The 20287-nt window shown below is 67.2% G+C and carries 23 protein-coding genes; 11 read left to right on the top strand and 12 right to left on the bottom strand.

Annotation, left to right across the window (positions count from 1 at the left end; genetic code table 11):
- Positions 1-8 precede the first annotated feature (8 nt).
- From rpiA to QZ853_RS09895, 3 genes are all read left to right on the top strand, one after another.
- Entirely contained in the window at positions 9-656 is a 648-nt protein-coding gene (gene rpiA / locus QZ853_RS09905; RefSeq protein ID WP_295572516.1) for a ribose-5-phosphate isomerase RpiA, read from the top strand.
- A 21-nt stretch (positions 657-677) separates the two neighbouring features.
- Complete coding sequence (locus QZ853_RS09900; protein WP_295572513.1) at positions 678-1121, top strand: DUF192 domain-containing protein; 444 nt, start codon at positions 678-680, stop codon at positions 1119-1121.
- Between the two features lie 154 nt (positions 1122-1275).
- Positions 1276-2121 (top strand): SirB1 family protein, encoded by an 846-nt coding sequence (locus QZ853_RS09895; protein WP_295572510.1) that lies wholly within the window; start codon positions 1276-1278, stop codon positions 2119-2121.
- A gap of 41 nt (positions 2122-2162) precedes the next feature.
- Here QZ853_RS09895 and QZ853_RS09890 read toward each other — a convergent pair whose 3' ends face one another.
- Positions 2163-2387 (bottom strand): rubredoxin, encoded by a 225-nt coding sequence (locus QZ853_RS09890; protein ID WP_006467103.1) that lies wholly within the window; start codon positions 2385-2387, stop codon positions 2163-2165.
- Positions 2388-2421: 34 nt separating this feature from the next.
- Here QZ853_RS09890 and thiE point away from each other — a divergent pair, with 34 nt between their 5' ends.
- Complete coding sequence (gene thiE, locus QZ853_RS09885; protein ID WP_295572505.1) at positions 2422-3048, top strand: thiamine phosphate synthase; 627 nt, start codon at positions 2422-2424, stop codon at positions 3046-3048.
- 16 nt (positions 3049-3064) lie between these two features.
- Entirely contained in the window at positions 3065-4354 is a 1290-nt protein-coding gene (gene hemL / locus QZ853_RS09880) for a glutamate-1-semialdehyde 2,1-aminomutase (RefSeq protein ID WP_295572502.1), read from the top strand.
- A 72-nt stretch (positions 4355-4426) separates the two neighbouring features.
- Here hemL and azu read toward each other — a convergent pair whose 3' ends face one another.
- Positions 4427-4876: an azurin gene (gene azu / locus QZ853_RS09875; protein ID WP_295572500.1), complete on the bottom strand. Its 450-nt coding sequence runs from the start codon at positions 4874-4876 to the stop codon at positions 4427-4429.
- A gap of 123 nt (positions 4877-4999) precedes the next feature.
- Here azu and QZ853_RS09870 point away from each other — a divergent pair, with 123 nt between their 5' ends.
- Positions 5000-5602: an HAD-IA family hydrolase gene (locus QZ853_RS09870; protein WP_295572498.1), complete on the top strand. Its 603-nt coding sequence runs from the start codon at positions 5000-5002 to the stop codon at positions 5600-5602.
- Between the two features lie 44 nt (positions 5603-5646).
- Here the strand turns inward: QZ853_RS09870 and QZ853_RS09865 are convergent, their stop codons facing one another.
- Entirely contained in the window at positions 5647-6873 is a 1227-nt protein-coding gene (locus QZ853_RS09865) for an acetylornithine transaminase (RefSeq protein ID WP_295572495.1), read from the bottom strand.
- A 63-nt stretch (positions 6874-6936) separates the two neighbouring features.
- Here QZ853_RS09865 and QZ853_RS09860 point away from each other — a divergent pair, with 63 nt between their 5' ends.
- Entirely contained in the window at positions 6937-7809 is an 873-nt protein-coding gene (locus tag QZ853_RS09860; RefSeq protein WP_295572492.1) for an ion transporter, read from the top strand.
- 65 nt (positions 7810-7874) lie between these two features.
- Here the strand turns inward: QZ853_RS09860 and QZ853_RS09855 are convergent, their stop codons facing one another.
- The 3 genes from QZ853_RS09855 to QZ853_RS09845 form a co-directional block, all read right to left on the bottom strand.
- Complete coding sequence (locus tag QZ853_RS09855; RefSeq protein WP_295572489.1) at positions 7875-8825, bottom strand: YiiG family protein; 951 nt, start codon at positions 8823-8825, stop codon at positions 7875-7877.
- A gap of 159 nt (positions 8826-8984) precedes the next feature.
- Positions 8985-9977: a YiiG family protein gene (locus QZ853_RS09850; protein ID WP_295572486.1), complete on the bottom strand. Its 993-nt coding sequence runs from the start codon at positions 9975-9977 to the stop codon at positions 8985-8987.
- A 92-nt stretch (positions 9978-10069) separates the two neighbouring features.
- On the bottom strand, positions 10070-10888 hold the full coding sequence (locus QZ853_RS09845; protein WP_295572484.1) for an NAD(P)-dependent oxidoreductase: 819 nt from the start codon (positions 10886-10888) through the stop codon (positions 10070-10072).
- Positions 10889-10996: 108 nt separating this feature from the next.
- Between QZ853_RS09845 and QZ853_RS09840 the strand changes: the two genes are divergently transcribed.
- A complete protein-coding gene (locus tag QZ853_RS09840; RefSeq protein WP_295572478.1) occupies positions 10997-11680 on the top strand; it encodes a hypothetical protein in 684 nt (227 codons plus the stop codon).
- A 51-nt stretch (positions 11681-11731) separates the two neighbouring features.
- Here the strand turns inward: QZ853_RS09840 and QZ853_RS09835 are convergent, their stop codons facing one another.
- The gene (locus tag QZ853_RS09835) at positions 11732-12238 is read right to left on the bottom strand and encodes a DUF2867 domain-containing protein (protein WP_295572475.1); all 507 of its coding nucleotides are present in this window, start codon (positions 12236-12238) and stop codon (positions 11732-11734) included.
- A complete protein-coding gene (locus QZ853_RS09830) occupies positions 12235-12897 on the bottom strand; it encodes a serine/threonine-protein kinase (protein ID WP_295572473.1) in 663 nt (220 codons plus the stop codon). Before QZ853_RS09830 ends, QZ853_RS09835 begins: the two co-directional genes overlap by 4 nt.
- Before the next feature lie 85 nt (positions 12898-12982).
- Between QZ853_RS09830 and QZ853_RS09825 the strand changes: the two genes are divergently transcribed.
- On the top strand, positions 12983-14977 hold the full coding sequence (locus tag QZ853_RS09825; protein ID WP_295572470.1) for a bifunctional DedA family/phosphatase PAP2 family protein: 1995 nt from the start codon (positions 12983-12985) through the stop codon (positions 14975-14977).
- Between the two features lie 97 nt (positions 14978-15074).
- Here QZ853_RS09825 and QZ853_RS09820 read toward each other — a convergent pair whose 3' ends face one another.
- The 3 genes from QZ853_RS09820 to QZ853_RS09810 all read right to left on the bottom strand — a co-directional run bounded on the left by QZ853_RS09820 (position 15075) and on the right by QZ853_RS09810 (position 17905).
- Positions 15075-15653 carry an LON peptidase substrate-binding domain-containing protein gene (locus QZ853_RS09820; protein ID WP_295572467.1) on the bottom strand — a complete coding sequence of 193 codons (579 nt, stop codon included), beginning with the start codon at positions 15651-15653 and terminating at the stop codon, positions 15075-15077.
- Positions 15650-17014 carry a UDP-N-acetylmuramate:L-alanyl-gamma-D-glutamyl-meso-diaminopimelate ligase gene (gene mpl, locus QZ853_RS09815; protein WP_295572463.1) on the bottom strand — a complete coding sequence of 455 codons (1365 nt, stop codon included), beginning with the start codon at positions 17012-17014 and terminating at the stop codon, positions 15650-15652. Before mpl ends, QZ853_RS09820 begins: the two co-directional genes overlap by 4 nt.
- Positions 17015-17341: 327 nt before the next feature.
- Positions 17342-17905, bottom strand: a complete 564-nt coding sequence (locus tag QZ853_RS09810; protein WP_014038375.1) for an adenylate kinase — start codon at positions 17903-17905, stop codon at positions 17342-17344.
- A gap of 136 nt (positions 17906-18041) precedes the next feature.
- On the opposite strand from QZ853_RS09810, the gene QZ853_RS09805 reads away from it, so the two are divergent.
- A complete protein-coding gene (locus QZ853_RS09805) occupies positions 18042-19298 on the top strand; it encodes a 6-phosphofructokinase (protein ID WP_295572461.1) in 1257 nt (418 codons plus the stop codon).
- A 27-nt stretch (positions 19299-19325) separates the two neighbouring features.
- Entirely contained in the window at positions 19326-19712 is a 387-nt protein-coding gene (locus tag QZ853_RS09800) for a DUF488 family protein (protein ID WP_295572459.1), read from the top strand.
- Between the two features lie 71 nt (positions 19713-19783).
- Here QZ853_RS09800 and QZ853_RS09795 read toward each other — a convergent pair whose 3' ends face one another.
- On the bottom strand, positions 19784-20287 hold the full coding sequence (locus QZ853_RS09795; protein WP_295572456.1) for a hypothetical protein: 504 nt from the start codon (positions 20285-20287) through the stop codon (positions 19784-19786).

Genomic DNA, 20287 nt, shown 5'->3' with positions numbered 1-20287 from the left:
TTCTCCCCATGTCCGAAGCCAAGCGCCTGGCCGCCGAGAAAGCCATCGAGTACGTTGAAGACGGCATGATCGTCGGTGTCGGCACCGGTTCTACCGTGGCCTATTTCATCGATGCCCTGGCCCGCATCCAGCACCGCATCAAGGGCGCAGTATCCAGCTCCGAGCAGAGCACCGTGCGCCTGAAGCAGCACGGTATCGAGGTGATCGAGCTGAACCACAGCGGCAACCTGTCGCTGTACGTCGATGGCGCCGATGAGTGCGACGCCAACAAGTGCCTGATCAAGGGCGGCGGCGCTGCGCTGACCCGCGAGAAGATCATCGCCGAGGCCAGCGAGCGCTTCATCTGCATCGTCGACCCGAGCAAGCAGGTGTCCGTGCTGGGCAAATTCCCACTGCCGGTGGAAGTGATCCCGATGGCACGCAGCCTGGTCGCCCGCCAGATCCGCGACATGACCGGCGGCCAGCCCACCTGGCGCGAAGGCGTGGTCACCGACAACGGCAACCAGATCCTGGATATCCACAATCTGGAAATCACCGACCCGGAAAAGCTGGAGCGCGAGCTCAACCAGCTGCCGGGCGTGGTCTGCGTGGGCCTGTTCGCGCGCCGCCGTGCCGACGTGGTGATCGTCGGCGGCGAGCCGCCGATCGTGCTCTGACCCTTTCGGAGGATCCTGACGATGTCGCTGCTGCGTTCGCTGCTCATGCTTCCGTTGCTGGCCCTGGCCGGCTGTGCCACCGACGCGGCCCGCCACTGGGTCGAACTGGGTGGCGCCCGCTACCAGGTGGAGCTGGCTACCAACGATGAAACCCGCGCGCGCGGGCTGATGTTCCGCGACCAGATGGCGGCCGACCACGGCATGCTGTTCATCCACGACCGCGAGGAAATGCAGGCGTACTGGATGAAGAACACCAAGATCGCGCTGGACATCCTGTACTTCGACAACGAGCGCAAGCTGGTCAGCCAGCAGCGCGACGTGCCGCCGTGCTCGGCCGGCGACATGTGCCCGCCCTACCCCAGCGGCGGCCCGGCGCGTTACGTACTGGAGCTCAATGCAGGCCAGGCCGAAAAGCTTAAACTGAAGGATGGCACCGCGTTGACCTTCGGCCCAGGCATCGAGTAGCTCCACGCCACGCGTGGATGGGCAGCGCAGCTGTCGATCTCGGCCGGCAACCCGAGTGGGGTCAGATCCCTTTCGCAAGCGAAAAGGGTCTGACCCCTGAATTTTTCACGCGACACTGCTTGAAACCGCCTGCGAATGACGCCAGTCTGTGGCCATGCAGGACCGGATCACACTCCCCGACTGGGATTCACTGGCCGACCTCGAAGACGAGGCGCTGCTCTTGTTGCCCACCGCGCTGCTGATCGCGCGCGATGAATACCCCGATCTGCAGCCGTCCACCTACGACGCGCTGATCCAGAGCCACGTCGACCACCTGCGCTCGGAAGTGGAGAGCATCGACACCAGCCCCATGAAGATGGCGGCGATCAACCGCCACCTGTTCGACGAGCTGGGTTACAGCGGCGACCACGACCAGTACTACGACCCGCGCAACAGCTACCTCAACCAGGTGTTCGAGCGGCGCCTGGGCAACCCGATCTCGCTGGCGCTGGTGCAGATGGAAGTCGCGCGCCGGCTCGGCATTCCGCTGGATGGCGTGTCCTTCCCGGGCCATTTCCTGGTGCGCCTGCCGGTGGACGACGGCGTGCTGGTGATGGACCCGTTCAACGGCGGCCGGCCGCTGGACGTGGACGAGCTGCGCGAACGCGCCAAGTCTCACCTGGGCGGGCAGATGCCTGATGACCAGGTGCTGGCGCAGATCCTCGATCCGGCACCGGCGCGCGCGATCCTGATGCGCATGCTGCGCAACCTGCATGGCGTGTACGCCGAGGCGGGCGAATGGGACCGCGCGGCACGCAGTGCCGACCGCCTGCTGAAGCTGGCCCCGGAGCAGGACGACGCCCTGCGCGACCGCGGCCTGGCCTACCTGCAGCTGGAGTATCTGGCCGGCGCCCGCCACGACCTGGGGCACTACCTGAAGCGCAACCCGGGCGCCAGCGATGCGCAGTGGCTGCGCGAGAAGCTGATCGACCTCGGCGGGCCGATGCCGCGGTTGCATTGAGGCTTATCGGCGTGCGGACCCACGGTCCGCACCCACCCGCATCAATCGACTTCGACCATCTCGAAATCGGCCTTGGTCACCCCGCAATCGGGGCACGTCCAGGTCTCGGGAATATCCTCCCAGCGCGTGCCCGGCGCGATGCCCTCTTCCGGCAGGCCGTCCGCTTCGCTGTACAGGAAGCCGCAGACCACGCACATCCAGGTTCGCAGGGTGGTGGGGGTGGCGTCGCTCATCGGATAATCAGGGCTGGATTCACGGGCCGCCATTGTCCCATCGCAGCCCACGCACCGGTAGCCATTGATGACTTCTGCTTCCCGGGCGCCCCGCGGCGTCTACCTGATCACCCCGGACGAGCCCGACACCGCACGCCTGCTGGCCCGTACCGCACCGCTGCTGGCTGCAGGCGCCACCTGGCTGCAGTATCGCAACAAGACCGCCAGCGATGCGCTGCGGCAGGAACAGGCAATCGCGCTGCAGGCGCTGTGCGCACACGACGGCGTACCGCTGATCATCAACGACGACCCGGCGCTGGCCCAGGCCGTGGGCGCGGCTGGCGTGCACCTGGGCGGCACCGACGGCGACATTCCCAGCGCACGCGCCCTGCTCGGGCCCGACGCCATCATCGGCGCCTCCTGCTACGACCAGCTGGCCAATGCCGAGAAGGCCGTGGCCGCAGGCGCCAGCTACGTGGCCTTCGGCGCCTTCTTCCCCACCACCACCAAGGTCACCAACAGCCGCGCCCACACCGACCTGCTGCGGCAAAGCGCCGCGCTGGGCGTGCCGCGGGTGGCGATCGGCGGCCTGACGCCGGACAATGTCGGTCCCATCATCGATGCTGGCGCCGACCTGGTCGCCGTGGTCAGCGGCATCTACGCCGCGCAGGACCCGGTCGTGACCCAGCGCGCCTACCTCGCCCAGTTCGCGTAATGCCCAGGAAAGCCCCATGAACCACGACCAGTCCCACGCCCTGTTCTCCCGCGCCCAGCAACTGCTGCCGGGTGGCGTCAATTCGCCGGTGCGCGCGTTCAAGTCGGTCGGCGGCGAACCGTTCTTCGTCGAGCGCGCCGACGGCGCCTACCTGTACGACGTCGACGGCAACCGCTACATCGACTATGTCGGTTCCTGGGGCCCGATGATCGTCGGCCATAACCACCCGGCCGTGCGCCAGGCGGTGAAGAAGGCCATCGACAACGGCCTGTCGTTCGGTGCGCCGTGCGCGGCCGAAGTGACCATGGCCGAGACCATCACCCGCCTGGTGCCGTCGTGCGAAATGGTGCGCATGGTCAACTCGGGCACCGAAGCCACCCTGTCGGCGATCCGCCTGGCGCGCGGCGCCACCGGCCGCAACCGTATCGTCAAGTTCGAAGGCTGCTACCACGGCCACGGCGACTCGTTCCTGGTCAAGGCCGGCAGCGGCATGCTGACCCTGGGCGTGCCGACCTCGCCGGGCGTGCCGGCCGGCCTGAGCGAACTGACCCTGACCCTGCCCTACAACGATTTTGAAGCCGCCACTGCGCTGTTCGAACAGCAGGGCGATGACATCGCTGGCCTGATCATCGAGCCGGTGGTCGGCAACGCCAACTGTATTCCGCCGCGCGACGGCTACCTGCAGCACCTGCGTGAACTGTGCACGAAGCATGGCGCACTGCTGATCTTCGACGAGGTGATGACCGGCTTCCGCGTCGCCTTGGGCGGTGCTCAGGCGCACTACGGCATCACCCCGGACCTGACCACCTTCGGCAAGATCATCGGCGGCGGCATGCCGGTGGGTGCCTACGGCGGCCGTCGAGAGCTGATGCAGCAGATCGCCCCGGCCGGCCCGATCTACCAGGCTGGCACGCTGAGCGGCAATCCGGTGGCGATGGCCGCCGGCCTGGCGATGCTGGAGTTGATCCAGCAGCCCGGCTTCCACGCCGACCTGGCCGAGCGCACCGCGCGCCTGTGCGCCGGCCTCGAAGCCGCTGCCGCCGAGGCCGGCGTGGCGGTGACCACCACCCGCGTTGGCGCGATGTTCGGCCTGTTCTTCACCAGTGAAAAGGTCGAGACCTATGCGCAGGCCACCGCCTGTGACATCCCGGCGTTCAACCGCTTCTTCCACGTGATGCTGGAGCAGGGCGTGTTCCTGGCGCCGTCGGCGTACGAGGCCGGTTTCCTGTCCAGCGCGCATGACGATGCAGTGATCGAGGCGACCCTCGCCGCTGCACGCGTGGCGTTCAAGGCCGCCAAGCGCTGAACCCTGCTCATGGTGGGTGCCAACCTTGGTTGGCACAGAACAGTCGAGCATGGCTCGGCTCCAAAGGCGGCATCAACCGAAGACGAACTTGCCCTTCATCATTGCGAAGTGGCCGGGGAACGAGCAGAAGAAGGTGTAGTCGCCGCCCTTCTGCAGGCCCTGGGTGGAAAAGCGCACGCGCGTGGTCTCGCCGCCGCCGATCACCCTGGTGTGCGCCAGTACGCGCTTGTCGGCCTTTGGCAGATAGCTGTCGGCCAGGGTCATGCGCATGCCCGCCATCGCGACCGGCTGGTAGTCGGCAGTGCGGGTCAGCACCCAGTTGTGCCCCATTGCGGTGGCGGCCAGCTTGCCGGTGTGGCGCAGGGTCAGGTCCACCGCGCTGCAGTCGGCGGCCACCTTGATCTCGCGGCTGCTGAAGCTCATCTGGTCGGTGCTGTCGATGCTCACCGCGCACACCCGCGCCATCGCCGACGGCGCCAACATCAGCGCCCCCAGTCCCGCTGCCACCATCCAAGCCTTCATCGTTGCCTCTCCTGCAGGTTCCAGCCACATTCTAGGCAGGCCCATGCCCGCCTGGCTGCGACCGTCTGTCGCACGCGCACTCCAGGGTTCCCCGCACAACCACCGCGATGGCATGCTCGGCCGATGCGGATCGACCTTTTGCTGCTGGATGTGGATGGCGTGCTGGTGCAGTACCAGCGCGCTCAGCGCGTACTGCATCTGGCGAAGGCGCTGGCGCTGGAACCGCAGCACGTGCAGGCCGCGCTGTACGACAGCGGTCTGGAAGCCGCGCATGATCGTGGCGCACTGGATGTCCCCGCCTATCTGGCGCAGCTCGGTGCGCTGCTTGGCAGGACGGTCGATGCCGCCACCTGGATTGCCGCACGCAACGCTGCCAGCCATCCGCAGTCCGCCGTCCTGCAACGGCTGGAAATGCTGCAACTGCCGATGGCGGTGCTGACCAACAACGGCGCGCTGATGAAGCAGGCGATGCCCACGCTGTTGCCGGAGGTGTTCCCTGCCCTGCAGAACCGCGTGTATTGCAGCGCCGACTTTGGCCTGCGCAAGCCCGCGCCGGAGGTGTTCCTGCGCACGCTGGAGGCACTGGGCGCAGCGCCTGCGCGCACGCTGTTCGTCGATGACCTGTTCGCCAACGTACGCGGCGCACGCGCCGCCGGCCTGCACGCGGAAACCGTGCGCGATGGACGTGGCCTCGGCAAGGTGTTGAAGCGCTACGCAATCCTGTAGAGCCGAGCATGGGCTCGGCTCTACAGGGGGGGCCGGCGCCGGAGTCAGCGCGCCGCGACGAACGCGGCGATCGCCGCACGCAGGCGCTTGAGGCCCTCGGCCACTTCTTCGTCGGTGATGTTCAGCGACGGCACGAAGCGCAGCACGTCCGGACCGGCCTGCAGGGTCAGCAGGCCCTGCTCGGCGGCGTGGTCGAGGATCGCACCGGCCTGGCCAGCGAAGTCCTTGCCCAGCACGGCGCCCAGCATCAGGCCGCGGCCGCGCACCTCGCTGAACACGCCGAACTCGTCGTTGATGCGGGCGAAGCCATCGCGCAGTGCCTTCGACTGGCGGCTGACATTGCTGGCGATCTCCGGCGAGGCCAGCTTGCGCAGCGCCACGCGGGCCACGGCAGCGGCCAGCGGGTTGCCACCGAAGGTGGTGCCGTGCGCGCCGAACTGCATGGTCTCGGCCACCTTCGGGCCGGCCAGCATCGCGCCGATCGGGAAGCCGCCGCCGAGTGCCTTGGCCAGGGTGACCATGTCCGGCACCACGTCATCCTGCCAGTGCGCGAACAGCGTGCCGGTGCGGCCCATGCCGGCCTGGATCTCATCCAGCACCAGCAGCGCGTTGTGCTGGTCGCACAGCTCGCGCACGCGCTTGAGGAAACCGGACTTGGCCGGCATCACGCCGCCCTCGCCCTGGATCGGCTCCAGCATCACCGCGGCGACATCGCCGGCGGCCATCGCGGTTTCCAGCTGCACTTCATCGTTGAAGTCGATGTAGCGGAAGCCACCGGGCAGCGGTTCGTAGCCTTCCTGGTACTTCGGCTGGGCGGTGGCCGTCACCGCGCCCATCGTGCGGCCGTGGAAGCTGCCGCGGAAGGTGATGATGACGCGCTTGTCGGCCGGGCGGCCCTGGCTGGAGGCCCACTTGCGGACCATCTTGATCGCCACTTCGTTGGCTTCGGCGCCGGAATTGCACAGGAACACGCGCTCGGCGAAGCGGCTGGCCTTTACCAGCTCCTCGGCCAGGTGCAGCGGCGGTGCGCTGTAGAACACGTTGCTGGTGTGCCACAGCTTGCCCGCCTGCTCGACCAGCGCGGCCACCAGGTCCGGGTCGTTGTGGCCGAGGCCGCACACGGCGATGCCGGCGGCCAGGTCGATGAACTCACGACCCTGGCTGTCCCACACGCGGGCGCCCTGGCCTCGCTCCAGAACCACCTGGCGGGGCTTGTAGACCGGCAGGTAGTAGTGGGAAAGGGAGATCAGCGGATCGGTCGGGGCGGTCATGGCAGTCGGCAGGGTTCAGGAATGCCCATTCTCGCGCCGGAACCCCTGCGGCACAATGCGCCCATGCGACCGTTTTCCGCCCCCCAGCTGAACCCCGCCACCGAAACCGGCTGGCGCCGCCGGTGGTTCGACATCATCTACCGCCACGACACCCGTCCCTCGCGCAATTTCGACCTGATCCTGGTGGTGGCGATCGTCGCCAGCATCCTGGTGGTGATGATCGACAGCGTGCAGCACCTCCATGCCGAGTGGTCCACCGGCCTGTACATCCTGGAGTGGGGCTTCACCCTCATCTTCACCGCCGAGTACCTGCTGCGGCTGGCGGTGGTCAAGCGGCCGCTGCGCTACGCGGTGAGCGTGTGGGGCATCATTGACCTGCTGTCGATCCTGCCCGCCTACCTGTCACTGTTCATCCCCGGCGCGCAGAGCCTGCTGGTGGTGCGCGCACTGCGCATCCTGCGCGTGTTCCGCATCCTCAAGCTGACCCGCTACATTGAAGAGAGCGGCGTCCTCATGACGTCGCTGTGGCGCAGCCGGCGCAAGGTGCTGGTGTTCCTGTTCACGGTGATCACCATCACCATCATCGCCGGCGCGCTGATGTACGTGATCGAAGGACCGGAACATGGCTTCACCAACATTCCGGCCAGCATGTACTGGGCGGTGGTGACCATGGCCACGGTCGGTTTCGGCGACATCGTGCCGCAGACAGTGCTCGGCCGCTTCGTTACGTCGGTGCTGATCCTGATCGGTTACAGCATCATCGCCGTGCCCACCGGCATCTACACCGCGGAGCTGGCCAGCACCATGCGCGAAGCCGAGCAGGCCGCGCGACGCGATGCCCGCGGCTGCCCGCATTGCGGACTGGAAGGCCACGAGCCGGATGCCCGCCATTGCCGCAAGTGCGGCGGGCAGCTGCCGGATGCGTTCAGCCACTGAGGTGCATGCCGGCCAGCGGCCGGCACTATCCCTCGGCGGTTACGCATGGATGCGCGTGCCGTTGCTCACCGCATGCGGTTGCTGGTGGTCACCAGATCGTTGTACGCGGCGAGGATCGTTGACTGCGCCCCTTCCGGGTCGGTGGTGAGCCAGCTGCCTGATGCCTTCCGCTCTGCCGCCAGCGCTTCGGCGGTAATCGGCTTGTGCTGCTCCAGGCGCTCAACGCCACGTCCCGCCGTACGCACCAGCTTGTCCGCCGAACGCTGCACGTGGCCCCACATCGGGTCGTCCTTGCCGACACCGCCGTTCTGGATTTCCGTCACCAGTGCCTGATAGTCGGCCAGCTGCTTACGCAATGCCGCAACGTCCGGCGCGTCGTCCTGGAACGCCGTAGCCAGCTGCTTGCCATCACCGACGATGCGCAGGTGGTAATAGGACAGCGAGCGGCCCTCGCTCGCTTCGATCTGCTTCAGCTGCGCAGCGCGACGATCGTTCTCGTTCTTCTCCAGCGCCACATCCATCGCTTCGCTGGCCTCGAAGAAGGCGGCATAGGCCTGCATCAGCGGGGCATGCTGGCTGCGCATCCCTTCACCGCCATCACGACGATAGTCCTCGCGGGTGAAGTAGCCATCGGCGCGCTCGACCAGGGTATTCAGTGCCTGGAACGCCTGCTGATAGTCCCGTGCGGGGCCATCCAGCGGCAGTGCCGGGGTCTTCGCCAGCGCGTCGGTCAGTGGCTGGCCGCAGTACTCGACGCGGTGCGACAGCACCTTGCCGGGCGAACGCGGCTGTGCTTCCTTGCCGGTCGGGCCGGCCTCGGGATCCTTCATCCAGCCCGTGTAGGTCTGGAAGCCCTCGTGGATGGGCTGTTCAACGCCGTTGTAGCACTCGATGTAGGCGTTGATCTTGCCGAGGCTGGGATCTGCCGCCGCCAGCGCCGGCACGTTGTCGCAGCCGGCCACAGCGGCCAGCGTCCCGAGAAGAAGGAGAGGAAGTGTGCGTGCTGGAGCGTTCAAATCGATTCCTTGCAGAAAAAGGCGCCAGGCATCCTCGCGCATGACGCGGACACCCGCATTGGCGGCCTCGGGAAGGCCGCACCGTTTGGGAGTGTGTGATGCGGTACGTCGCAATCGACCTGATCGATTGCGACACAAATAGCGCAAAGAACGCTGCGGCTACTGACGATTGCTCTGGAAAACGAGCGTGTTGTATTCCTGCATCAGCTTGCCGGCCGAACCGCGCGGCGCCATCGACGGTGAGTCCAGCATGCGCCGCTCGAAATCGCTGTAGGGCGTTTTGCTGCTGACCCGCTGCAGGCGCTCCTTGCCTTCCCGGCGGAAGTTCTCGGCTTCGCGCTCGAAGCTGTTCCAGTCCAGTTTGCCCGGCTCCTGATCGGCCACCTTGGCATGCGCTTCGTCGGAAATGCGATTGAACGCATCCAGCCGTTCGCGGGCCTTGGTCGTATCAAAGTCGTCCTCGCTCATCAGCTCCAGGATGGCCTTCGCTTCCAGCATCATCGCCAGCCGGTAATACTCGCGCGTACGCCCCTCGGCCTGTTCCAGTGCCTTGAGCTGCTCGCGCTGGGCCGCGTCGTTCTGCCGCTCCAGTTCGGCGTTGAACGTTTCGCTGGCAACCACGAAGGCCTTGAACGCCGCCATCAAGGGCGCGTGCATCTGCTTGCCCTTGGCAAACTGGTCGTCCTCGTAATCCTGCCGATCGTAGTAGTCGTGCGCGTCCTTGCTGACCGGCACCAGTGCCTTCAGCGCCTGCTGATAGCGGCCCGCAGCCGCATCGAGATCAGCCAGTGCCGGCTTGGCAGCCATCGCCTCGGTCACCGGAGCGTCGCATTGCTTCATGTCGTAATCGCTGATTTCCGACGGCCCATAGACCTGCGTCTCGCGGCCTGTCGGGCCGGCGTCAACGTCCTTGATCCAGCGCGTGTAGGACTCGATGCTGCGGTGGGTCTTCGAATCGAGCGCGTTGAAGCAGCCGATGTAGGCGTTGAGCTTGGCGGTCAACTGCTGCTGCGCGTCGGACAGCGCCGTGGCGGCGTCTGGTGCGGCGGACGCGCCAGAGTCCCCCGTCGTTGCCGGCGCCTCGCCGCCGCAGGCGGTCAGGACCAACGACAGCGAAGCGGCCAGCGCCGCGATGGAAAGCGTACGTGTCATGTGCTCACATCCTTGCTGAAAACGATTACAGCCACGCATTCTAACGTAGCGGGCCGACAGCCGCAGCGATCGGCCGTGGTTCAACGCAGCACTCAATCCAGGAACAGATCCGGCAGCAACGGCCGCGACGCATCCACGGCATAACCGGACAGATCGGTGATGCCCGACTGCGCCAGCACGTCATCATCGATCAGGAACTGGCCGTGGAAGCCGGCCGCTTCGCGTACAAGCACCGCGTGCGCGGCGTCGGCCATGATCTGCGGCGTGCGGCAACCGGCCACGTCGACACCGGAAATCATGTTGATCGCATCGGTGGCGATCACCGTACGCGGCCACAAGGCATTGACCGCCACGCCCTGCGGACCGAACTCCGCTGCCAGGCCCAGGGTGACGAAACTCATGCCCATCTTCGCCAGCGTGTAGCCGGTGTGCGGCGCCCACCACTTCGGTGCCAGGCTCGGCGGCGGTGCCAGGGTGAGGATGTGCGGGTTCGGCGCCTGCAGCAGGTACGGCAGGCAGGCCTGCGCGCACAGGAAGCTGCCACGGGAGTTGACCTGCTGCATCAGGTCGAAGCGCTTCATCGGCGTATCCAGCGTGCCACGCAGCCAGATCGCGCTGGCGTTGTTGATCAGAATATCGATGCCACCAAAGGTATCGACCGTGGCCGCGACCGCCGCCTGCACCTGCTCTTCCTCGCGGATATCACACTTCAGGGCCAGGCCCTGGCCGCCTGCCGCATTGACCGCTTCGGCCGCTGTGTGAATGGTGCCCGGCAATTTCGGATTGGCCACCGATGACTTGGCCGCGATGGCCACGTTGGCGCCGTCGCGCGCAGCGCGCAGCGCGATGGCCAGGCCGATGCCGCGCGAGGCACCGGTGATGAACAGCGTTTTGCCCTGCAGACTGCCCACGTTCCACACTCCAGCGTATGCCTTGAACCGCTAGTATGACGCGCCGACACGAAGTTCACCCGGTCTTGACGATACTCGAGCCTCCAGCCAACGCACGAGGTCCACGCCATGCGCCGTTCCCGCCTGTTGCTGCCTGCCCTGGGGCTTGCCCTGCTGACTGCCTGCCAGGGCCGTTCGCCGGAACCCGGCAAGGAGCCACCCGCCGGTGACGCGCCCAGCGCGCAGAAGGCCGCCGCCGACGGCAAGATGCGCTGGAGCGAGGCCGTGGTCTGGGATGGCGATCTGAACGCATGCCGCCAGGGCGAAAATGCTGCCACCCGGGATTGCCTGCGCGATGCGATGCGAGCGGGGGGCGCAAGCGCCGAGGCGATCACCGCGGCCGAGCAACTGTCCAGCGCCGGGGAGCTGGCGTATGTCACCGCCTGGCATGAGAACGAGGGGCTGGGCATTGCCACGGTCGAGTATCCCTTCCGGGCCAACACCAACGAAGGAACCCGCTTGGTCGACGCCAGCGGCAAGCGCATCGATGTGGACGCCGTACAGCTGGACGACGCGCTGCGTGCCGACCCAGCCGTGCAGGAGCTGTTGAAGGCCAACCCACAGGCCACGCCGTTCGCGCCGGCGCAATCGGCAGGAGCCACACCGCTGGAGAACGGCGGGATCCGCCTGCTGTACCGCACACCGCTGCGCGACTGCCACGCTTGCCCGGACGTGGGCCAGCTGCAGATCGCCTACGACTTCGATGCCAAGCGCAACTTCATCGGCCAGCAGGTGGTGCCGGCGACGCCGTAACCCGGAAACGCCGCGTGTCCCCGGGCATGGCCCGGCGAGCGCGGTGTCGAATCACCGGTACGCCTGCACCTGCTTCTGCAGCAGATGCGGCACGATCAACCGATGCACCGGTGCGACCGGCAGCATGTACAACCGCCCGAATGCATTGTGGGTGTGCACCACGGTCGCTGCTTCCAGCACGTCGCCCTGCCACTGCAGGGCCAGCTGCACGCGCAGGTGGCGATCATCGTCTTCCAGCACGATGGCATCATCGTCCAGCGACTTCAGGGTGAAGATGCCCAGCCGCTGGCCGGGAAGCGGATCGACGGTGTCCTGTACTGCACGCAGGGAACCCAGATCCTTCATGCCGAGCAGGCGCATGCCGCGATTGCGCAGCGCCATCAAGCCATCGAACCAGCCGGGAATGCCCGCCGCCATGTCGCGATAGGCCTGCAGCGCGGTCCGCCCACGGCGATGCGTATTGGCCTGGCAGGCATGTACGAAGTCGGCCCCCGCCAACTGCGCGCGCAGTACGCTGGCAGCACTCGGCGGCCCTGTCACGATCTGCGATGCGCTCACGGCTTCGGCCCCTGCCCCTCGTTGTCTTCCCAATGCAGGATGCGACGGGTGACGAAGCGGTACACCGGCTTGCCGGTGGCGAACCACAGCTCGCGCACCCACGAGGTGCGCTTGAGCACGCGCTTTTCCACCGGGGTGAGCGACTGTCGGCAGTACATGCGCTTGTGCTTGAGCAGGTGGCGCAGATCCTCGCGCGCCAGCAGGCGCATCCAGCGCGAGCGGGGGTTGCCGATCACCGCCAGCTGGAAATCGATCAGCGCCGGACGACCATCGTCGGTGACCAGCCAGTTGGCTTCCTTGGCCAGGTCGTTGTGGGCCACGCCGCGCCGGTGCAGCTGCTGCAGCAGGCGCCGTGCAGCGCGGAACCAGGCCAGGTCGCCGCACGGCGGGCGCTGGTACATGGCATCGCCGGCCATGAAGCTGCGGTCGAGGTGGCGGCCATCCCAGGCCAGCAGCTGCGGCACATCGGCCATGCCGTGGATATGGCGCAGCGCGCGTGCTTCACGACGTGCCAACCACCATGCAGGCAACCGCAGCCACAGCGGTGTGGCGCCCAGATCACGGCGCACGAAGGGGCCCTGCGGCCCTTCCACGAGAAGGATGCGGCCGAAGCTGTCGGCCTTCAAAGCATGCGGTGGAGCGTCGGGCGTATGCGGCATGGACCCATTCTAGGCGATGGCGCCGGTTGCAAACGGTCACCAAGGCGCTGGGAACCAGTCACCTGCACGCCCCTATAATCGGGCAATGGACTCTTCATGGATCGACGCCACCCTCGCGTGGATTGCCGCCCACCCCGTGCTGGCCGGTGCCGTTATTTTCCTCATCGCCTTCTGCGATGCGGTCATCATTCTCGGCGCCATCGTGCCGGCGTTGCCGCTGTTGTTCGCCGTCGGCGTGTTCATCGGCCTGGGCCAGATTTCTGGGCCGTATGCGGTGGCTGCGGCGGCGCTGGGCGCGTTCGCCGGTGACGGCATCAGTTATTGGATCGGCCGGCGCTGGGGCGACCGCCTGCGCGGCGTGTGGCCGTTCAGCCGCTATCCGCAGCTGCTGGATCGCGGCGAGAACCTGTTCCGCCGCAACGCGTTCAAGAGCATCCTGGTGGCGCGCTATGTCGGTGCTATCCGCCCGTTCGTACCGGCCATCGCCGGCATGATGAAGATGCCGGCCAGCCGCTACGTGCAGGCCAGCGGCATCGCCAGCATTTCCTGGGCGGTGCTGTTCCTGGCGCCGGGCTGGATCCTCGGTGAAGCGTATGACGCGGTCGCGGCGGTGGCCGGGCGCCTGGTGGTGGTGGTCGGCCTGCTGGCCGTGATCCTCAGCCTGGTCTGGGCCATCGTGCTCTATGGCTACCGCTGGTCGGCGGCGCGCATGGACAACTGGCTGGCGCGACTGCTGGACTGGTCCAACCGCCACCCCACGCTGGGCCGCTACACAGTGGGCGTTCTGGACCCGAAGCGGCGCGAATCGGTGCCGCTGGCGATGCTGGCGCTGATGCTGCTGTTGCTGGGCTGGGGCTGGTTCGCGCTGCTGACCGTGGTGGTCGCGCATGGCGAACCGCTGGCGATCGACCTGCTGGTGCACCAGGCCATGCTGGCACTGCGCAACCCGCTGGCCGACTATCCGATGGCCGCGCTGGCATCGCTGGGTGCGTGGCAGGTCCTGCTGCCGGCCACCGCAGCGGCAATGGGCTATCTGATCTGGCGCCGGCGCTGGATGGCCGCCGCGCACTGGCTGGCGGCCCTGGCCTTCGGCCTGGCGCTGACCATGCTGCTCGGCGCCACCGTCGATGTGGTGCGCCCGGTGGATGCCAGCAGCGGCTTCGGCTTCCCATCGGTGTCGGTGACCATGGCCACCATCACCTTCGGCTTCTTCGCGGTGCTGATCGCGCGCGAAATGCCCGGCCGCACCCGGGTCTGGCCGTACCTGGTTTCGGGCATCGTGGTCAGCCTGATCGGCTTCTCGCGCCTGTACCTTGGCGCTCACTGGCTGAGCGATGTGATCGGCGGCATGTTGTTCGGCACGTTCTGGCTGCTGGTGCTGGGCATCGCCTATCGCCGCCGCTTCAACCGCTCGTTCTGGGTGAAGCCGGTAGCCTGGCTGTTCTACGGCGTCTTTGCCGTGGCGGCGATGTGGTACGCGCCGCGCAATATCCCGGTGAAGCTGGAGCGCTTTGAACCCACCCTGCCGGCACCGCAGGCGATGGACATGCAGGCCTGGTGGCAGCACGACTGGGCGACATTGCCTGCGCGTCGCAATGAGTTCGACGACGATCAGCGCTGGCCGCTGGACGTGCAGGTGGCAGGCCCGCTGGCACCGCTGCAGGCGCAGCTGGAAGCGCGTGGCTGGAAGCAGCAGGAGCAAGCCGGCTGGCAGCAGGCGCTGCTGATGCTGGACAAGAACACCGGCGCCGACGAGCTGCCGGTACTGCCGGCGACGCTGGAAACCCGCGTGGAAGCCCTGCTGATGGTGCGCCAGGGCGCGCGGCCGGATGAGCGCTATGTGCTGCGGCTATGGCCGGCACCGGCACAGCTGCAGCCGGGCAACACACCGCTGTGGCTGGGCAGCGCACAGACACTGCGCTACGAACGCCATTTCGAATGGATCGGCATGTGGCACCCGGTGCGCGGCGTCGATCCGGCGATGAACGCAGTGAAGGGTGCCGTGCAGGGGCTCCCGCAGCGGGAGGATGTGCACACAGAAACCGGCTTGCCGGTGCTGCGGTTGAAGACCACACCGTGATGGAGCCGCCGGGCATGACCCGGCGCTACCGGAGCACGGACGGGCAATGCCGGGCCCTGCCCGGCAAAGGTAGATCCACGCCATGCGTGGATGGCTTCTACGGCATCCAGCCCAGCAACTGCTGCAGACGCTGGTGCGGGTCGTCCAGCTGCAGCAGCTGCAACCGCTGCTGCTCGCTCAGCGGCAGCAGTTCGGCCAACCGCCAGCCGACCCAACTGGCCTGGTCGAGCAATGCCGGATTGGCCGGCGCGTAGGCCTCACCGGCCTGTTCGATGATGTGCCCCAGCACCGTGGCCAGCAACGCATGCTGTGGCCGCAGTTCGTCGTCGGGGTCTTCCTCGCACCAGCGCACGTCGGCCACCACCAGCCCGTTGTCACGCACCCGAGTGCGATCGACATGGAAGCGGCGGGTGCCGCGCAGGCGCAGCTGCAGCACGCCGTCGGCGCCGACATCGAAGTCTTCGATGCGCACCTGCACGCCATAAGCCGCCGGCGTTGCCGGTGCGCCCACTTCGTGGCCATCGAGGATCAGGCAGACACCAAAGCCTTCGCCACTGCGGCCGCTGTCGCGGACCAGATCCAGATAGCGCCGCTCGAACACGCGCAGGCCCACCGCCGCACCCGGCACCAGCGTGGTGTGCAGCGGAAACAGCGGCAGCGAGGTATCGGCGCTCATCGCGCCTGCAGCGCGGCGAGGAAGCGGCGCGGTGCGCCGTCGAATCCGCCGTTGGACATGAACACCACGTGATCGCCGCTGCGCGCGCTGGCCTGCAACTGCGCCAGCAACGCGTCGGTATCCGGCACTGCATGGGCTTCGCCTTGCACCGCGGCGATCACCGCAGCCGCATCCCAGGCCAGCTCCGGGCGGTGCAGGAACACCACTTCGTCGGCCAGCGCCAGCGACGGGGCCAGCGCCTGCGCATGGGCGCCCAGCCGCATCGAATTGCTGCGCGGCTCCATCGCAACCACGATGCGCGCATCGCCGACCTTGGCCCGCAGGCCTTCCAGCGTGGTGGCGATCGCGGTCGGGTGATGGGCGAAATCGTCGTAGACGGTGATACCGTGATGGCTGCCGATCACTTCCATGCGGCGCTTGACGCTGCGGAAGCGCGCCAGCGCCGGGATCACTTCGGCCGGCGCCACGCCCACCGCATGCGCGGCAGCCAGCGCGGCCAGGCCGTTGAGCACGTTGTGGCGGCCGAGCAGCGACCACTGCACGTCACCCAGCGCCTGCCCGCGATGGTGCACGCGGAATGCGCTGCCATCAGCAGCCAGCAGCTCCGCATGCCATTCCAGCGACGGGTCGAAGCCGAAGCGCTCGACCGGGGTCCAGCAGCCCATCGCCAGCACCTCGGCCAGGTGCAGATCCTCGCCATTGACGATCAGGCGGCCACGCGCCGGTACCGTGCGCACCAGATGGTGGAACTGACGCTGGATCGCGGCAACGTCCGGGAAGATGTCGGCGTGGTCGTACTCAAGGTTGTTGAGGATGGCCACCAGCGGCCGGTAATGCACGAACTTGCTGCGCTTGTCGAAGAAGGCGGTGTCGTATTCATCGGCCTCGACCACGAACTCGCGGCCCTGGCCCAAACGTGCGGAAACGCCAAAGTCCTCGGCCACGCCGCCGATCAGGAAGCCCGGCGAGCGCCCGGCGCTTTCCAGCAGCCAGGTGAGGATGGTGGTGGTGGTGGTCTTGCCGTGGGTACCGGCCACAGCCAGGGTATCGCGGCCAGGCAGCACCTGCTCGGACAGCCACTGCGCACCGGAAATGTAACGCTGGCCAGCGTCGAGTACCGCTTCCACGGCCGGATTGCCGCGCGACAGCGCATTGCCGATAACCACCTCGTCGGTGCCGGCCGGCACGCTGTCGGCGCGATAGCCCTGGTCCAGAGTGATACCCAGCTGTTCGAGCTGGGTCGACATCGGCGGATAGATGGCCTGGTCGCTGCCGCTGACCGGATGGCCCAGTTCCCGCGCCAGGGCGGCCACGCCGCCCATGAAGGTGCCGGCGATTGCAAGGATATGTACGCTGCTCATGAGCGAGGATTGTGACCGAAGACGGCTGTATAGGGCCAATGTCCGCTCCCGGGTAAGACAAGTCCTACACGGGATGTGAGAAAACTCCAATCTTCTGTCAGGGAATTCCCGATAGCGATGTTCTGTGAACCCGGACACAATTCGAACTGCCAGCCGCAGTACCCGAACCGGTCCTACTCCCCAAGAGGCCATCCCCAAGGGAGCTCATGCTGCGGGGCCCTGAGCAAGCCCTCTGCTGGCGCCTATCCAACGACGCAGGCCTGATCCTCGCGGACCAGGCCTGTGTTTTTTCGCCCGAAGGGCCGGCAGCAGGCCGGCCTGGCCGGGTCAGGCCTTGATCGCCGCCAGGATGCGGGCTTCGATCTCGTCCAGTTCACCGACGCCGTCAACGCGGGCCAGGGTGCCACGGCCGGCGTAGAAGTCGACCACCGGGGCGGTCTGGTCGTTGTAGACCTGCAGGCGCTGACGCACCGCTTCCGGATTGTCGTCGGCGCGACCCTGCTCCTTGGCGCGACCGGCGATGCGGTCGACCAGCAGCTCAGTGGCCACGTCCAGCTGCACCACGGCGTCCAGCGGCTGGCCGATCTTGGCGAGCAGGCCGTCCATCGCATTGGCCTGGGCCACATTGCGCGGATAGCCATCGAGGATGAAGCCCTTGGCGACATCAGCCTGGGTCAGGCGCGACTCCAGCATGCCCAGCAGGATGTCGTCCGACACCAGGTTGCCGGCATCCATCACCGTCTTGGCCTGCTTGCCCAGCTCCGTGCCCGCGGCGATTTCCGCGCGCAGCATGTCACCGGTCGAAATGTGGGCGATCCCCAGCTTTTCCTTCAGGCGCGTCGCCTGTGTCCCCTTGCCCGAACCGGGCGGTCCCAACAGAACCAATCGCATTGACCTGACTCCAACGTGTTGAAAACAAAGAAGGTTCGCGTCCCGGACGGACCGGTATCGCTGCACCGCAATAGCGCCACTTTACCGCATCCGGGTAATGTCCCTGCAATGTCCTTTCCCCCGAGCAGGTAGACGCATGCGCAACGGTACTCTCCTCTACGCCCAATCCGGTGGTGTCACCGCGGTCATCAACGCCACGGCGGCGGCGGTGATCGAGCAGGCGCGGGCCAAGGGCATCAAGGTCCTGGCCGCGCGCAACGGCATCCTCGGCGCACTGCGCGAGGAACTGATCGACACCAGCAAGGAGAGCGCTGCGGCCATCCGTGCCCTCGCCCATACCCCGGGCGGCGCCTTCGGATCGTGCCGGGTCAAGCTGAAATCGCTGGACGCCGACCGCGCCCGCTACGACCGCCTGCTGGAGGTACTGCGTGCCCATGACGTGCGCTGGTTCCTCTACAACGGCGGCAACGACTCGGCCGACACCGCACTGAAGGTCTCGCAGCTGGCCAAGGCCTCCGGCTACGACCTGACCTGCATCGGCGTGCCCAAGACCATCGACAACGACCTGGCGGTGACCGACACCTGCCCCGGCTTCGGCTCGGCGGCCAAGTACACCGCCGTATCGGTACGCGAAGCAGCACTGGACGTGGCGGCAATGGCCGAAACCTCCACCCGCGTCTTCATCTACGAGGCGATGGGCCGCCACGCTGGCTGGCTGGCTGCGGCCGCCGGTCTGGCTGGCAACGGCGATGACGAAGCGCCGCACATCATCCTGCTGCCCGAGCGCGCCTACGACGAGGCGGTGTTCCTGGCCAAGGTGAAGGCAGTGGTCGAGCGCGTCGGCTACTGCGTGGTGGTGGCCTCGGAAGGCATCGCCACCGCCGATGGCCGCTTCGTCGCCGACGCCGGTGGCGGCAAGGACTCCTTCGGGCACTCGCAGCTGGGTGGCGTGGCCGCGCACCTGGCCGGCCGGGTCAAGGACCAGTTGGGGCTGAAGGTGCATTGGGCCCTGCCCGACTATCTGCAGCGCTCGGCCCGCCACCTGGCCAGCAAGACCGACTGGGAGCAGGCACAGGCCGTGGGCAAGGCCGCCGTGCAGCTGGCGCTGAAGGGCCTGAACGGGGTGATGCCGGTGATCGTGCGCAGCAGCGATGCGCCCTATCGCTGGAAGATCGAGGCAGCGCCGCTGTCGAAGATCGCCAACCACGAGAAAAAGATGCCGGCCGGCTTCATCCGCCGCGATGGCTTCGGCATCACCGCCAAGGCGCGCGTCTACCTGTCGCCGCTGATCAAGGGCGAAGCGCCACTGCCCTACGGCGCCGACGGCCTGCCGAAGTACGTCACGCTGAAGAACGTGGCGGTGAAGCAGAAGCTGCCGCCCTTCGAAGATTGATCGCAAAAAGGGGACGGAGGGGCATCCATGGCACTGCGTGTTGTTCGACTCGGTACGCCGCGCGCCCCTGGCGAAGGCCTGCGCATCGGCACGGTGCGGCGGCCACCGCGCGGTGTGCCACGCAGCGAGTTCGCCCGGCAGGACTGGTACGACGTCTGGTTCCCGACCCTGTCACCCAGCGCGGAACTGGTGAAGCAGGCGCATGAAGCGAAGACCCCCACCGACTGGAATGCCTTCTTCCGCCACTACCAGGCTGAGATGAAGGCGCCCGCTGCCGCCCACGCGCTGGATCTTCTGGCCGCGATGTCGCAGCACAGCGACATCAGCGTGGGCTGCTACTGCGAGGATGAAGCGCACTGCCACCGCACGGCGCTGCGCGCGTTGCTGGTGGCACGGGGAGCGACGTTGGCCTGATCGGTGGTATTGCCGGCCAGCGGCAGGCAATACCCGTGGAATGACTGCGTGGGTGCATTGCCCACGCAGTTTCAATTGCAGGCCTTGCCTTCCATCTGCAGCTGCGCGGCGAACATCGTCACCTGCGGAATCTGGCCGGCCGCCGCCTGCTTCTTCGCCTCTTCCAGGTAGATGCGCGACTGGCCCTGGCCATCCAGCTCGACCTTGTTGCTGGACGGCAGGCGCCACACCCGCACCACCGCCTGCTGCGCCGGGCACGCGGCGCTGGGTACGCGGATCACATCATTGAGCTTCCAGCCCTTGTCGGCACTTGGCTGCGCCTTGGCGTAGTCGACGAAGCGCGCGCGCGGCTGGCACTGCTCGCTGGTACGCACGGCGGAGAAGCGGTAGGGCGCTGCCGCATCGCCGGTGAAAACGCCTTCCAGCCGCGCGCAGGCCTCGGGAATCTGGCGCAGCGTATGCGCCGCACCCACTGCCTGGGCGGCACCCACGGCACGCTGCAGCTCCGGGGTTTCCGCGGCAAATGCCGGCACGGCCGGGACCAGGGCGGCAAGCATCAACAGGGACAGGCGCAT

This window comes from uncultured Stenotrophomonas sp. (assembly GCF_913778665.1).
Taxonomy (GTDB): Bacteria; Pseudomonadota; Gammaproteobacteria; order Xanthomonadales; family Xanthomonadaceae; genus Stenotrophomonas.
This window is presented reverse-complemented; position numbering and strand designations above follow the sequence as displayed.

Bases quoted from the DNA above. Each gene is read 5' to 3' on its own strand.
- QZ853_RS09825 (WP_295572470.1), top strand. From the start codon at position 12,983: ATGGACTCTTCATGGATCGACGCCACCCTCGCGTGGATTGCCGCCCAC.
- QZ853_RS09890 (WP_006467103.1), bottom strand. From the start codon at position 2,387: ATGGCGGCCCGTGAATCCAGCCCTGATTATCCGATGAGCGACGCCACC.
- QZ853_RS09820 (WP_295572467.1), bottom strand. From the start codon at position 15,653: ATGAGCGCCGATACCTCGCTGCCGCTGTTTCCGCTGCACACCACGCTG.
- QZ853_RS09840 (WP_295572478.1), top strand. From the start codon at position 10,997: ATGCGCCGTTCCCGCCTGTTGCTGCCTGCCCTGGGGCTTGCCCTGCTG.
- QZ853_RS09810 (WP_014038375.1), bottom strand. From the start codon at position 17,905: ATGCGATTGGTTCTGTTGGGACCGCCCGGTTCGGGCAAGGGGACACAG.
- rpiA (WP_295572516.1), top strand. From the start codon at position 9: ATGTCCGAAGCCAAGCGCCTGGCCGCCGAGAAAGCCATCGAGTACGTT.
- QZ853_RS09870 (WP_295572498.1), top strand. From the start codon at position 5,000: ATGCGGATCGACCTTTTGCTGCTGGATGTGGATGGCGTGCTGGTGCAG.
- QZ853_RS09850 (WP_295572486.1), bottom strand. From the start codon at position 9,977: ATGACACGTACGCTTTCCATCGCGGCGCTGGCCGCTTCGCTGTCGTTG.
- QZ853_RS09865 (WP_295572495.1), bottom strand. From the start codon at position 6,873: ATGACCGCCCCGACCGATCCGCTGATCTCCCTTTCCCACTACTACCTG.
- azu (WP_295572500.1), bottom strand. From the start codon at position 4,876: ATGAAGGCTTGGATGGTGGCAGCGGGACTGGGGGCGCTGATGTTGGCG.
- mpl (WP_295572463.1), bottom strand. From the start codon at position 17,014: ATGAGCAGCGTACATATCCTTGCAATCGCCGGCACCTTCATGGGCGGC.
- thiE (WP_295572505.1), top strand. From the start codon at position 2,422: ATGACTTCTGCTTCCCGGGCGCCCCGCGGCGTCTACCTGATCACCCCG.
- QZ853_RS09800 (WP_295572459.1), top strand. From the start codon at position 19,326: ATGGCACTGCGTGTTGTTCGACTCGGTACGCCGCGCGCCCCTGGCGAA.
- hemL (WP_295572502.1), top strand. From the start codon at position 3,065: ATGAACCACGACCAGTCCCACGCCCTGTTCTCCCGCGCCCAGCAACTG.
- QZ853_RS09830 (WP_295572473.1), bottom strand. From the start codon at position 12,897: ATGCCGCATACGCCCGACGCTCCACCGCATGCTTTGAAGGCCGACAGC.
- QZ853_RS09805 (WP_295572461.1), top strand. From the start codon at position 18,042: ATGCGCAACGGTACTCTCCTCTACGCCCAATCCGGTGGTGTCACCGCG.
- QZ853_RS09860 (WP_295572492.1), top strand. From the start codon at position 6,937: ATGCGACCGTTTTCCGCCCCCCAGCTGAACCCCGCCACCGAAACCGGC.
- QZ853_RS09895 (WP_295572510.1), top strand. From the start codon at position 1,276: ATGCAGGACCGGATCACACTCCCCGACTGGGATTCACTGGCCGACCTC.
- QZ853_RS09900 (WP_295572513.1), top strand. From the start codon at position 678: ATGTCGCTGCTGCGTTCGCTGCTCATGCTTCCGTTGCTGGCCCTGGCC.
- QZ853_RS09795 (WP_295572456.1), bottom strand. From the start codon at position 20,287: ATGCGCCTGTCCCTGTTGATGCTTGCCGCCCTGGTCCCGGCCGTGCCG.